The organism is Streptomyces sp. CBMA291 (assembly GCF_014596525.1).
Lineage (GTDB): Bacteria > Actinomycetota > Actinomycetes > Streptomycetales > Streptomycetaceae > Streptomyces.
The window spans coordinates 93,838-106,525 of record NZ_MSJP01000031.1; the positions used below are offsets into that span (position 1 = coordinate 93,838).

10 protein-coding genes are annotated in these 12,688 nt (G+C 71.7%); 6 read left to right on the forward strand and 4 right to left on the reverse strand.

Features of this window, described 5'->3' with window-relative positions:
• Positions 1 to 284: 284 nt before the first annotated feature.
• Positions 285 to 3,446 carry an isoleucine--tRNA ligase gene (ileS, locus tag BU197_RS08820; RefSeq protein ID WP_188267673.1) on the reverse strand — a complete coding sequence of 1,054 codons (3,162 nt, stop codon included), beginning with the start codon at positions 3,444 to 3,446 and terminating at the stop codon, positions 285 to 287.
• A gap of 528 nt (positions 3,447 to 3,974) precedes the next feature.
• Here ileS and BU197_RS08825 point away from each other — a divergent pair.
• From BU197_RS08825 to BU197_RS08850, 6 genes are all read left to right on the forward strand, one after another.
• Positions 3,975 to 4,775 (forward strand): TraR/DksA family transcriptional regulator, encoded by an 801-nt coding sequence (locus tag BU197_RS08825; RefSeq protein ID WP_188267674.1) that lies wholly within the window; start codon positions 3,975 to 3,977, stop codon positions 4,773 to 4,775.
• Positions 4,776 to 4,855: 80 nt separating this feature from the next.
• Complete coding sequence (lspA, locus tag BU197_RS08830; RefSeq protein WP_188267675.1) at positions 4,856 to 5,587, forward strand: signal peptidase II; 732 nt, start codon at positions 4,856 to 4,858, stop codon at positions 5,585 to 5,587.
• A 103-nt stretch (positions 5,588 to 5,690) separates the two neighbouring features.
• The gene (locus BU197_RS08835) at positions 5,691 to 6,632 is read left to right on the forward strand and encodes an RluA family pseudouridine synthase (RefSeq protein WP_188267676.1); all 942 of its coding nucleotides are present in this window, start codon (positions 5,691 to 5,693) and stop codon (positions 6,630 to 6,632) included.
• Positions 6,629 to 7,096 (forward strand): GNAT family N-acetyltransferase, encoded by a 468-nt coding sequence (locus BU197_RS08840; RefSeq protein WP_188267677.1) that lies wholly within the window; start codon positions 6,629 to 6,631, stop codon positions 7,094 to 7,096. The genes BU197_RS08835 and BU197_RS08840 overlap by 4 nt, the downstream gene beginning before the upstream one ends.
• Positions 7,097 to 7,180: 84 nt before the next feature.
• Positions 7,181 to 8,767, forward strand: a complete 1,587-nt coding sequence (locus tag BU197_RS08845) for a Na+/H+ antiporter (protein WP_188267678.1) — start codon at positions 7,181 to 7,183, stop codon at positions 8,765 to 8,767.
• Between the two features lie 74 nt (positions 8,768 to 8,841).
• The gene (locus tag BU197_RS08850) at positions 8,842 to 9,411 is read left to right on the forward strand and encodes a dienelactone hydrolase family protein (protein ID WP_188267679.1); all 570 of its coding nucleotides are present in this window, start codon (positions 8,842 to 8,844) and stop codon (positions 9,409 to 9,411) included.
• Positions 9,412 to 9,483: 72 nt separating this feature from the next.
• Here BU197_RS08850 and BU197_RS08855 read toward each other — a convergent pair whose 3' ends face one another.
• The 3 genes from BU197_RS08855 to BU197_RS08865 all read right to left on the reverse strand — a co-directional run bounded on the left by BU197_RS08855 (position 9,484) and on the right by BU197_RS08865 (position 12,488).
• Positions 9,484 to 10,497, reverse strand: a complete 1,014-nt coding sequence (locus tag BU197_RS08855; RefSeq protein WP_188267680.1) for a zinc metalloprotease — start codon at positions 10,495 to 10,497, stop codon at positions 9,484 to 9,486.
• A gap of 426 nt (positions 10,498 to 10,923) precedes the next feature.
• On the reverse strand, positions 10,924 to 11,739 hold the full coding sequence (locus BU197_RS08860) for a thioredoxin domain-containing protein (protein ID WP_188267681.1): 816 nt from the start codon (positions 11,737 to 11,739) through the stop codon (positions 10,924 to 10,926).
• A gap of 62 nt (positions 11,740 to 11,801) precedes the next feature.
• A complete protein-coding gene (locus BU197_RS08865) occupies positions 11,802 to 12,488 on the reverse strand; it encodes a hypothetical protein (RefSeq protein ID WP_188267682.1) in 687 nt (228 codons plus the stop codon).
• Positions 12,489 to 12,688: the final 200 nt, after the last annotated feature.

A 12,688-nucleotide genomic window follows, 5' to 3' on the forward strand; every position in this document is an offset into this window, starting at 1 on the left:
CGCGCTGCCGGGGTCGGCGTACGGGCTGCCGGGTCGCCGTGCGCGCTGCCGGGGTCGGCGTACGCACTCCACGGCGGCCCGTACGCACTCCACGGCGGCGGCGCGCGCACTCCACCGGGAGCCTTCCCTGAGGGAGCCCCGGTCTCATCGTCCTTTCGTCGTACGGGACTTGGGAGGCATTCCCTACCAGCCCTGTCCCGCAAGGGACTTCACGGACCGGCCCGGGAAACGCCAGAGGCCCGGCCCCCCGGGGAAAGGGGGGCCGGGCCTCTCACTCGTGCGGGTTACGCCTTGCGCAGACGGAACGTCAGGGAGAGCGAATCGTCCGTGAACGGCGTCCCGTAGCTCTCGTCGGCCTCGCCCTGGGCGTACTCCGTGGCCAGGACCTCGTCCGCGATGAGTTCCGCGTGGGCGGTCAGGGCCTGCGCCGTCTCCGGGGAGTCCGTCGCCCAGCGCAGGGCGATCCGGTCGGCCACGTCCAGACCGCTGTTCTTGCGGGCTTCCTGGATGAGCCGGATCGCGTCACGGGCCAGACCCGCCTTGCGCAGCTCCGGGGTGATCTCCAGGTCGAGGGCGACCGTGGCGCCCGAGTCCGAGGCGACCGACCAGCCTTCGCGGGGGGTCTCCGTGATGATGACCTCCTCGGGGGTGACGGTGATCGTCTCGCCGTTGACCTCAAGGGTGGCCTCGCCGGAGCGCAGGGCGAGCGAGAGCGCCGCCGCGTCGGCCGCGGCCACCGCCTTCGCCACGTCCTGGACGCCCTTGCCGAAACGCTTGCCCAGGGAACGGAAGTTGGCCTTCGCCGTCGTGTCGACGAGCGAACCGCCCACCTCCGAGAGGGAGGCCAGGGCGGAGACGTTCAGCTCCTCGGTGATCTGCGCCTGGAGTTCCTCGGAGAGGGCCGCGAAGCCCGTCGCCGCCACCAGGGCCCGGGAGAGCGGCTGGCGGGTCTTCACACCGGACTCCGCGCGCGTGGCGCGGCCCAGCTCGACCAGGCGCCGGACGAGCAGCATCTGCTCGGAGAGCTTCGGGTCGATCAGCTCCCGGTCGGCCTCCGGCCAGGCGGAGAGGTGGACCGACTCCGGGGCGTCCGGCGTCACCGTGACGACCAGGTCCTGCCAGACCCGTTCGGTGATGAACGGGGTCAGCGGGGCCATCAGCCGGGTGACGGTCTCCACGACGTCGTGGAGGGTGCGCAGGGCCGCCGCGTCACCCTGCCAGAAGCGGCGGCGGGAGCGGCGCACGTACCAGTTCGACAGGTCGTCGACGAAGGCGGAGAGCAGCTTGCCCGCGCGCTGGGTGTCGTACGCCTCCATCGCCTCGGTGACCTCGGCGACGAGGGTGTGCAGCTCGGACAGGAGCCACTTGTCGAGGACCGGGCGGTCGGCCGGGGCCGGGTCGGCGGCGCTGGGTGCCCAGCCGGCGGTGCGCGCGTACAGCGCCTGGAAGGCGACCGTGTTCCAGTACGTCAGGAGGGTCTTGCGGACGACCTCCTGGATGGTGCCGTGGCCGACCCGGCGGGCCGCCCACGGCGAGCCGCCGGCCGCCATGAACCAGCGGACGGCGTCGGCGCCGTGCTGGTCCATCAGGGGGATCGGCTGGAGGATGTTGCCCAGGTGCTTGGACATCTTGCGGCCGTCCTCGGCGAGGATGTGGCCCAGACAGACCACGTTCTCGTACGAGGACTTGTCGAACACCAGCGTGCCGACGGCCATCAGGGTGTAGAACCAGCCGCGGGTCTGGTCGATCGCCTCGGAGATGAACTGCGCCGGGTACCGGCTCTCGAACAGCTCCTTGTTCCGGTACGGGTAGCCGTACTGCGCGAACGGCATCGAGCCCGAGTCGTACCAGGCGTCGATGACCTCGGGGACGCGGGTCGCGGTCTTCTCGCAGCCCTCGGCCGTACAGGTGAACGTGACGGCGTCGATGTACGGGCGGTGCGGGTCGAGTTCCGACTGGTCGCTGCCGGTCAGCTCGGTCAGCTGGGCGCGCGAGCCGACGCAGGTCAGGTGGCCTTCCTCGCAGCGCCAGATGGGCAGCGGGGTGCCCCAGTAGCGGTTGCGGGAGAGCGCCCAGTCGACGTTGTTGGTGAGCCAGTCGCCGAAGCGGCCGTGCTTGACCGAGTCGGGGAACCAGTTGGTCCGCTCGTTCTCCGCGAGCAGCCGGTCCTTGACGGCGGTCGTACGGATGTACCAGGACGGCTGCGCGTAGTAGAGCAGGGCCGTGTGGCAGCGCCAGCAGTGCGGGTAGCTGTGCTCGTACGCGATGTGCTTGAAGAGCAGTCCGCGCGCGTCCAGGTCGGCGGTGAGCGCCTCGTCCGCCTTCTTGAAGAAGACGCCGCCGACCAGCGGCAGGTCCTCCTCGAAGGTGCCGTCAGGGCGGACCGGGTTGACGACCGGCAGACCGTACGCCTTGCAGACCCTGAGGTCGTCCTCGCCGAAGGCGGGGGACTGGTGGACCAGACCCGTGCCGTCCTCGGTCGTCACGTACTCGGCGTTGACGACGTAGTGCGCGGAGGGGGAGCCGTCCTCGGTGACGGGGAACTCGACCAGGTCGAAGGGGCGCCGGTAGGTCCAGCGCTCCATCTCGGCGCCGGTGAAGGACTCGCCGGTGGTCACCCAGCCCTCGCCGAGGGCCTTCTCCACCAGCGGCTGGGCGACGACCACCCGCTCGTCGCCGTCGGTGGCGACGACATAGGTGACCTCGGGGTGCGCGGCGACCGCCGTGTTGGACACCAGGGTCCACGGGGTCGTCGTCCAGATCAGGAGCGCCGCCTTGCCCGCGAGGGGGCCGGAGGTCAGCGGGAAGCGGACGTACACCGAGGGGTCGACGACCGTCTCGTAGCCCTGCGCCAGCTCGTGGTCGGAGAGACCGGTGCCGCAGCGGGGGCACCAGGGGGCGACGCGGTGGTCCTGGACGAGCAGGTCCTTGTCGAAGATCTGCTGGAGCGACCACCAGACCGAGTCGATGTACTCGGGGTCCATCGTCCGGTACGCGTCGTCGAGGTCCACCCAGTAGCCCATGCGGGTGGTCAGCTCGGCGAAGGCGTCCGTGTGCCGGGTCACGGAGTCGCGGCACTTGTCGTTGAACGCGGCGATGCCGTACGCCTCGATGTCCTTCTTGCCGGAGAAGCCCAGCTCCTTCTCCACGGCCAGTTCGACCGGCAGACCGTGGCAGTCCCAGCCCGCCTTGCGGGCCACGTGGTAGCCGCGCATCGTCCGGAAGCGGGGGAAGACGTCCTTGAAGACGCGGGCTTCGATGTGGTGGGCACCGGGCATGCCGTTGGCGGTCGGCGGGCCCTCGTAGAACACCCACTCGGGGCGTCCCTCGGACTGTTCGAGCGACTTGGCGAAGATCTTGTTCTCCTGCCAGAGATCGAGCACGGCGTGCTCCATCGCGGACAGGTCGACCTGGGCGGGCACCTGGCGGTACTGCGGCGGTGTCATCGGTTCCTCCGGCGGACTGGCGTCGTTCCGTCGGAGGGACGAGAGCACTGCTCCCGCGGTACCACCCTCCTTGGCCCGGGGCGCGCACGCCCCGAGCCCCCTCATTGGGGCGCGACGCCGGGTCTAGTCACCGCGCTGTGCTGCGGCTTTCTTCCGACGGCTCCGGGGTGATGCTTCACATCGGGCTCGCCCCCGGGCTCTCACCGTCCCCGGGTCGCTCATGGCTGCGTACGACGCTACTCGTCCCCATCCAAGCCTTTCGCTTCGCCCAGTGTAAGGGCCCCGGCGCGATACGGCGGACCGGTTTTCCCGTGACCCGAATGGGCATACGGGGCGGTCCGGAGTCGGTGTGCGGCCATGTGGGGGAGGGCGGGAGGCATTACCCGGCGGGGAGCTGGGCACAACGGATGCGGGTCCGCTGTGCGGGGCGCGGGAACGGCGGCGTGCCCCGTTGCCGAGGACCTTGGGCCGATTTATCGTCCCAGCACGGTGCGCGAGCAAGATCACAAAATGTGAAGGGGCCGCGACATGGTGGCGAAGAAGACGGCGACGCGGCACTCCCCGGCCGGGGAGACCGCCGCCGGGACGGACGCGGCCCGGACGCCGGACGCCGACAAGGCCCCCGCGAAGAAGGCTCCGGCCGAGGCTCCCGCGAAGAAGGCCGCCGCCGGGAAGGCCCCTGCGAAGAAGGCCCCGGCCGAGGCTCCCGCGAAGAAGGCCGCCGCCAGGAAGACGGCTGCCAGGAAGACCCCGGCGAGGAAGACCGCCGCAGGGGAGACCGCGGCGAAGGAGGCCCCCGCGAAGAGGGCGGCGGCCGGGAAGACCCCCGCGAAGAAGACCGCGCCCGGGGCGAGGAAGCAGACGGGAGCCAGGACGGTGGCAGCGCAGAGGACCGCGCCCGGGGAGACGGCCGGGGTGCCCGCGGCCGGGTCCTGGGAGCTGGCGGTACGCCCCGGCGAGGAGCCGTGGACCCCGGCGGAGGTCGCCGAGGCCCGCACCGGGCTCCAGGCGGAGGTACTGCGGCTGCGCAGCGAGCTGGCCCACTCGCGGGAGGAGCTGACCGGTCTGATGCGGGACTCCGGCGACGGCGCGGGCGACGACCAGGCCGACACCGGCACCAAGAACATCACCCGGGAGCACGAGCTGTCCCTCGCCGCCAACGCGCGGGAGATGCTGGAGCAGACCGAGCACGCCCTGGAACGGCTCGACGCGGGCACGTACGGCCTGTGCGAGGTGTGCGGGAAGCCGATCGGCAAGGCGCGGATGCAGGCCTTCCCCCGGGCCACGCTCTGCGTCGAGGACAAGCAGCGTCAGGAGCGGCGCGGCTGACGGTCTCGGCTGCCGGTCTCGTACGCCTGTGCCGTACGCTCGGTGCACGGTCAGGCATCGAGGTCGAGGGACTCACTCACGTGGCAGAGGCGGAGCGCATCATCGGTACGCCGGATTCAGCAGGGGCCGAAGAGCCGGAGGGCACGACCGGCGCGGACCCGGCAGCGAAGGCCGCCGAGACCGAGGCCGAGGGTACGGCCGGGGATGCGGACACCGCGGTCTCCGGCCCCGCCGCCGCGACCGCCCCCGTCGCCGCGACCGCCCCTGCCGACGCGGAGACCTCCCGGACCGGCCCCGCCGACGCGGACGCCGTCGCGCCCCCCAAGGGCCGTCGCAGGATCCTCGCGCTCTTCGTCGTCGCCGTCCTCGCGTACCTGCTCGACCTGGGCAGCAAGATGCTGGTCGTGGCGAAGCTGGAGGGGCACGAGCCGATCGAGCTGGTCGGCGATCTGCTCCGGCTCGACGCCATCCGGAACGCGGGCGCCGCCTTCGGCATGGGCGAGGCCTTCACCATCATCTTCACCTGCATCGCCGCCGCCGTGATCCTGGTGATCGTCCGGCTGGCCCGGAAGCTCTACAGCCTGCCCTGGGCCATCGCGCTCGGGCTGCTCCTCGGCGGCGCGCTCGGCAACCTCACGGACCGGATCTTCCGCTCGCCGGGCGTCTTCGAGGGCGCCGTGGTCGACTTCATCGCCCCCGCGCACTTCGCCGTCTTCAACCTCGCGGACTCCGCGATCGTCTGCGGCGGCATCCTCATCGTGATCCTCTCCTTCCGCGGTCTGGACCCCGACGGCACCGTCCACAAGGACTGAGCAGGGACGACGCGGGACCGGCGCGGGGCCGGGAAGGTCCGGAACGACCCGGTCCGGCGGTCGTGGAAGACGAGGCGGCCTCCGCACAAGGCATACTCGACGGGTGAGCACGAGTCCCGAGATCCGCACCCTGCCCGTTCCCGATGGCCTGGAGGGCGAGCGCGTCGACGCCGCCATCGCCCGTATGTTCGGGTTCTCCCGTACGAAGGCGGCCGAGCTGGCCGCGGCGGGGAAGGTCCACGTCGACGGCTCCGTCGTCGGCAAGTCCGAGCGGGTCATCGGCGGTGCCTGGCTGGAGGTCGAGATGCCGGGGGCCGCCGCTCCCGTGCAGATCGTCGCGGAGCCCGTCGAGGGCATGGAGATCGTCCACGACGACGACGACATCGTCGTGATCATGAAGCCGATCGGGGTGGCCGCGCACCCCAGCCCCGGCTGGACCGGCACCACCGTCATCGGCGGGCTCGCCGCCGCCGGGTACCGCATCTCCACCTCCGGCGCCGCCGAGCGCCAGGGCATCGTGCACCGCCTCGACGTCGGCACCTCCGGTCTGATGGTGGTCGCCAAGTCCGAGTACGCGTACACCTCGCTCAAGCGCCAGTTCAAGGAGCGCACGGTCGACAAGCGCTACAACGCGCTGGTCCAGGGGCACCCCGACCCGATGAGCGGCACCATCGACGCCCCCATCGGCCGGCACCCCCAGCACGACTACAAGTGGGCGGTCACCGCCGACGGCAAGCCCTCGGTCACCCACTACGACCTCATCGAGGCGTACCGGTCGGCCTCGCTGCTCGACATCAAGCTGGAGACGGGCCGCACCCACCAGATCCGGGTGCACATGTCCGCCCACCGGCACCCCTGCGTCGGCGACCTCACCTACGGCGCCGACCCCACCCTCGCCAAGCGCCTCGGGCTGACCCGGCAGTGGCTGCACGCCGTCCGGCTCGGCTTCGAGCACCCGGGGGACGGCTCCTGGGTCGAATTCAGCAGCACCTACCCCGAGGACCTCCAGCGGGCCCTCGACCGGATCGCGTCGGAGAGCCGATGACCGCCGCGTACACCGTGCGCCGTGCGGACGTCGACGAGGACCGGGAGGCGTGCTTCGCGGTGCGCCGCGAGGTCTTCGTCGAGGAGCAGGGCGTGCCCACGGAGATGGAGTACGACGACTGCGACGCGACCGCCCTGCACGTCCTCGCGGTCGGCGCGGACGGGCGCCCGCTGGGCACCGGGCGGCTGCTGTTCGGCGCGGACGCGGCCGACAGGACCGGCGCGGACGCCTCGGTGGGCTCCCTCGGCCGGCTCGCGGTCTCCCGTGCGGCGCGCGGGCTCGGCGTCGGCGCCGCCCTGGTCCGGGGCATCGAGGAGGCGGCGCGCGCCCAGGGTCTGACCGCCGTCGACCTGCACGCCCAGACCCACGCCCTCGGCTTCTACGAGCGTCTCGGCTACGAGGCGTACGGCCCCGAGTTCCCGGACGCGGGCATGCCGCACCGGGCGATGCGCAGGGTCCTGTAGGGGCCCTCCGGTAGCAGCCGCCGCGCGCGAAGACGCACAGGGGGCAGTCGCAGCCAAACCGGACATACATGGCAGGGTGTGGCCGTGGATCAATTGGCCCTGTTGTTCTTGCTGCTGCTCGGCGCCCTGCTCACCGTGCCCCTCGGTGAGCGGCTCGGACTGCCCGCGCCCGTCCTGATGACCCTCATCGGGATCGTGCTGGCCCTCCTGCCCTTCGTGCCGAACGTCGAGGTCCCGCCGGAGTTCATCCTCCCGCTGGTGCTGCCACCGCTGCTCTACGCCTCGGTGCAACGCACCTCGTGGCGCCAGTTCACGGCGAACAAGCGGCCCATCTTCCTCCTCGCGGTCGCGCTCGTCTTCGTCACCACGGCGGCCGTCGGCGCGGTCGCGAACGCGCTGGTGCCGGGGCTGCCGCTGGCCGCCGCGATCGCGCTCGGCGCCCTCGTCGCACCCCCCGACCCGGTCGCGGCGACCGCCGTGGCCGGATCGCTGGGGCTGCCGAGGCGCCTTGTGTCGATCCTGGAGGGCGAGGGCCTCTTCAACGACGTGACCGCGATCGTGCTCTACCACGTGGCGATCGCCGCCGCCGTGAGCGGGGCGTTCTCCTGGCCTGAGGCGGTCGGCGCGCTGGTGCTGTCCGCCGTGGTCGCCGTGATCGTCGGACTGCTGCTCGGCTGGCTCTCCAACAAGCTCATCGGACTCCTCGGCGACGCCACCCTCCAGACCGGGCTCACCCTCCTCGTGCCCTTCGTGAGCTACGTCCTCGCCGAGGAGCTGCACGGCTCCGGCGTCCTCGCGGTCCTCGTCGTCGCCCTCTTCCTGGCCGAGCACGCGGCCGACGCCGACGACGTCATGGGACGGCTCGCCGGGCAGACCTTCTGGCAGATCGTGGACACCCTCGTCACCGGCATCGCGTTCGGGCTCATCGGCCTGGAGATGATCCATGTCTTCGCGGTGGCCGAGGGGCACGGCAGGGAGATGTTCGGCTGGGGCGCCGCAGTTGTCGGGGTGGTCGTCGGGGTCCGGCTGCTGTGGCTGCTGCCGGCCACCTGGCTGGCGAAACGGCTGCACACCCGCAGGGACGTGGAGGAGGACATCCCGACGAGCTGGCGGGAGACCATCGTCATGTGGTGGGCGGGGATGCGCGGAGTGGCCTCGGTGGCCCTCGCGCTCGCCATCCCGCTGCGCACCGACGACGGGACGCCGTTCCCCGGCCGTGACGAGATCGTCTTCATCGCCTTCTGCGTGATCATCAGCACCCTGGTCTTCCAGGGCCTCACCCTGCCCTGGCTGGTCAGGAAGCTCGGCGTACGGGCCGACACGGACGCCGAGCGGGCCCTTGAGCGCGATCTCGCGATCCGGGCGGCGAAGGCGGCCCGGCGCAGGCTCAAGGAGATCGAGGAGGTCGAGGAGCTGCCGGAGGAGGTGCAGGAACGGCTCCAGCGCGGCGCCTACGACATCGGGGCCAGGATCAGCCCGGACGTCGTCGACGAGGAGCGCAGGGCGGCCTTCGTGGAGCGGACCCAGCGGTTCAAGGCGGTGCAGCGGATCCAGCGGGAGCTGATGTCGGCCGCCCGGCACGAGGTGCTGGCCGCGCGCAACGAGCCGGGCGCCGACCCGGAGGTGGTGGACCGGGTGCTGCGACAGCTGGACGTACGCAGCATGCGGTGAGCCCGGCCGAGGCGGCGGCCTCGCCCCGGCCGCCCTCGCCTCGACTGTCGGTGGCGGGTGGCAGGATGTCCCGTATGGACATCATGCTTTTCCACTCGGTCTACGGGCCCCGGCCCGCCGTCGAGGCCGCCGCCGGGCGGCTGCGGGCCGCCGGACACCGGGTGTGGGTGCCGGACCTCTTCGAAGGCTGGACCACCGACTCGGTGGAGGAGGGCATGGCGAAGCGGGACGAGATCGGCAAGGACGAGCTGCTCAAGCGCGCGATCCTGGCCGCCGCCCCCTACTCGGAGCGCGGTCTGGTCTACGCGGGCTTCTCCTTCGGCGCCTCCGTCGCGCAGACCCTGGCCCTCGGCGACGAGCGGGCGCGTGGCCTGCTGCTGCTCCACGGCACCTCGGACCTCGCGCCGAACGCCTCGGTGGACGACCTGCCCGTGCAGCTGCACGTGGCGGAGCCGGACCCCTTCGAGACGGACGACTGGCTGTCCTCCTGGTACCTCCAGATGGGCAAGGCGGGGGCGGACGTGGAGATCTACCGCTACCGGGGCGCCGGTCACCTCTACACGGACCCGGAGCTGCCCGACTGGGACGAGGAGGCGGCCGAGCGGACCTGGTCGGTGGCGCTCTCGTTCCTGGAGGAGCTGTAGGACCGGCACGGACACACGGGTGTGGCCCCGGGGACCGATCCCCGGGGCCACACCCGTGTGCGGGCGCTCGCGTCAGGCGCGGTACGCCGTCCAGGAGCTGCTCATCCGGGCCACCTGGCCCGAGGTGAACTGGTACATGCAGGAGTCGTACGTGTAGTCCATGAAGTTGTGGATCGGGTCGACGCCCGTCTTGCCGGTGCAGGAGTCACGGCCGGTGGGGCACTCGTAGGCCGGGCTGGCCTCGGCCGGGGTGTCGGAGACGTAGTCGCCGTTGCCGTTACAGCCGCCCTGGAAGGTGTGGTAGAGGCCCATCCAATGGCCGACTTCATGGGTGGCGGTGTCGCCCTGGTTGTAGTTGGTCGCCGAGCCGCCCGGGAGGGAGGCGTCGAGGATGACGACGCCGTCCATCAGGGGGCTTGAGGTGTACGAGGACGGGAAGGTGGCCCAGCCGAGGAGACCGCCGCCCAGGTTCGCGGTGTAGACGTTGAGCGCACCCGCGCCGCCCTTGCGGAGGGTCTGCTTCATCTGCTTCTCGGCGGTGGAGCCGTCGGTGAGGTTGTACCAGGTGGCGTTGTCCGTGTAGTCGGTGCCGGCCAGCTTGAACTGGAAGTTGGTGTTGGCGTTCCCGGTGCCCTGGCCGCCGTAGGCGGCGTTGAGCACCGCCATCTGGCCGCTGATGGCGGCGGCGGAGAGCTTGCCGGTCGTGCCGGAGTGGACGACGTGGAAGTAGACGGGGATGCTCACGGCGGCGGCGGCGGTGGTGCCCGCCTCGGCGCCGAGGCGGCCCGAGGCGCGGGCGGCGGAGAGCTTCTTCCGCAGGTCCTCGTCCATCGCCTTGGCCTTGGCGGCGGTGACCTCGTTCGGATCGGCGGTCTTGGTGTCCGCGCCGCGTGCCTTGCGGGCGGTGGCGGAGGTGGCGGCCTCCGCGTCCGGCGCGCACTTCTCGGCGGAGGCTCCGGCCAGGGTGGCGGTGCCGCCGAGGGCGACCGGGGCGGAGAGCGGGGCAAGGGCCAGGGTTCCGGCCATCACGGCGGTACCGAGCATCCGGCGGGACGTACGCGGGGATATCCGGGCAAGAGCACGCATGGTGACTCCTCGTGGGGGGTGTGCGGAGGTCCTTCCTCCGCCACGCCGGGGAGATTACGCGTTCATGTCAGATCCTGTTGAGGAATGATCAAGCCCATTCATTCCTGCGGCAATTCGGGGCATCGGGAAGAAAAACTGATGTGCTTCTCGGAGTTTGAGATCCCGACGTCATGGATGGGGTGACGGAGGCGGGTGGTGTGTCCGGATTCGATCGGCGCGAATCGCCACCCGCCGTAGCGATGTGATCTTCCGTCAACGGAAGCGTCCATGGCTGAAAAGCATCGCTGTGGGGGCCGTAGGGGTACTCAGGAGGTACGCCGGAGGACCGGTTGGCCCCTCGTGTGGCGCCGCCAAGACGTCCGGCCCCGGTCCGTTCCCGCGGGAAGCGGGGGGACCGGGGCCGAAGGTGTGGGCCGGGCGGAGGGGTCAGGCCTTGAGCGCGGCGGCGATCGACGCCTCGAAGTCGGCGGCCGTCATCGGGGCGTTCTCACTGCCCGGCGCCGTCAGCGGCTTGCCGTCCATCTTCAGGGTCGGCGTCCCCGTGACCCCGCTCGCGTCGAAGGTCTTGGACATCTTCATGGCCCAGGCGTCGAAGGTGCCGTCCTCGACGTTCTTCTTGAAGGCGGCGTTCCCCTTGAGCGCCGGAACCGAGTCCGCCACCTTCAGGAGGTAGGAGTCCTTGGCGAACTTGTCGTCGTTCTCCTCCGGGTGGAACTCCGTCGAGTACAGCGCGGCCTTGTACTTGAGGAAGGCCTCGGGGCTCACGTCCAGGGCCGCGCCGAGCGCCGACAGGGCGTTCTTCGAGCCCTCGCCGTTGGTGGCGTTGTCGATGAAGGTGGCACCGATGTACTTGATCTTGTACTTGCCCGCCTCGACGTCCTTCTCGACCGAGGCGCCCGCGCCCTGCTCGAAGGTGGCGCAGACCGGGCAGCGGGAGTCCTCGTACAGCTCCAGGGTCTTCTTCGCCGACTCCTTGCCGATGACGACCGTCGTGCCGTCGGTGCCCGTGGTGTTCTTCGGCGCGGTCACCGTCTTGGCGTCCGCCGCCGCCTCCCAGGCGGACGGCTTGTTGGCCTGGACGATCGCGTAGCCGATGCCACCGGCGGCGGCCAGGACCGCCACCGCCGAGACGCCGACGACCAGCTGCCGACGGGCCCGGTCCTTCTTCGCCTGACGCTCGCGCTCGACGCGCAGCCGCTCGCGGGCGGCGGCCTTGTTGGACTGGGTGTTGCGTGCGCTCATGATCGTGATCTCCGTGAAAGTGAGGAAGACGAGGGGGACTGCGTGCCGGGGGCGCGCTTCGCTCAGACGAGGGCGAAGCGCGGGCACGGCGGTCCCCGCCGTCCCACGGAGTGGGTGAGGAGCCGGGCGCGGGAGAGCCGGGGCCGCGCCACCGGGCGGCCGGTGCGCCGGGGCGCGGGACCGGCGGTCCGCAGCAGGGCCGCGAGCAGCAGCAGCGGCCGGAACGCGAAGGCGGCCACCGCGCCGAGCAGCCGGGCGAGGGCCCGCTCCCCGCCGCGCAGCCAGAGCGCCGCCGAGAGGCCGACGGTCACATGGAGCCCGAGCAGCAGCCAGGGCAGCGCCGGATCGGCGGAGGAGAGGACGGCGCCCACGGCCCCGCCCTCGGGGTCCGCCACGCCGGGCAGCGGGGTGCCGAGGGCGCCGCCGCAGAAGACCTCCACGCCCACCGAGCGCAGCGAACCGGCGACCGGGCCGCCTGCGGGGCCGTAACAGATCGTCTGGCCGCTGGTGAACAGGGTGTCGGCGGCCAGCTCCAGCGGGATCAGGAGCCCGGCGATCGGGCCGAACCCCCGCTCGCGCCCGGCCAGCGCGTACGCCGTGGCGAAGACGCCGGCCGCGACCGGGACGACCGCCCCGAGCGGCAGCGGCACGCCGGAGAGCAGCACGTGGGACGCCACGGACAGCGTCACGACCACTGCCGTGAAGAACGCCGCCCGCAGCGCCCTCAGCTGCGTCCCTGCCATGTCCATTGCCCGGAAGTCTGTCATGCCGGGCCGTAAGGGGTGACTAAGGGGAACCTGTGGGCGGCCTCACGGGCCCCGGGGGGCCGGGGACGGCACGGACGCGCTCGCCGGGGGCCCGGCGGCGGGGTGTCTTCCGGCTCCTGGGAACCGGCGGGAATGTTCACGACAATTCGGGCGGGTGTCCGCTCCCGGCCCGCGGGCGACCC

Excerpts from the sequence above, each read along its gene's own strand:
- BU197_RS08840 (WP_188267677.1), top strand. The coding sequence starts at position 6,629 with ATGACCGCCGCGTACACCGTGCGCCGTGCGGACGTCGACGAGGACCGG.
- BU197_RS08860 (WP_188267681.1), bottom strand. The coding sequence starts at position 11,739 with ATGAGCGCACGCAACACCCAGTCCAACAAGGCCGCCGCCCGCGAGCGG.
- BU197_RS08865 (WP_188267682.1), bottom strand. The coding sequence starts at position 12,488 with ATGGACATGGCAGGGACGCAGCTGAGGGCGCTGCGGGCGGCGTTCTTC.
- BU197_RS08850 (WP_188267679.1), top strand. The coding sequence starts at position 8,842 with ATGGACATCATGCTTTTCCACTCGGTCTACGGGCCCCGGCCCGCCGTC.
- BU197_RS08855 (WP_188267680.1), bottom strand. The coding sequence starts at position 10,497 with ATGCGTGCTCTTGCCCGGATATCCCCGCGTACGTCCCGCCGGATGCTC.
- ileS (WP_188267673.1), bottom strand. The coding sequence starts at position 3,446 with ATGACACCGCCGCAGTACCGCCAGGTGCCCGCCCAGGTCGACCTGTCC.
- BU197_RS08825 (WP_188267674.1), top strand. The coding sequence starts at position 3,975 with ATGGTGGCGAAGAAGACGGCGACGCGGCACTCCCCGGCCGGGGAGACC.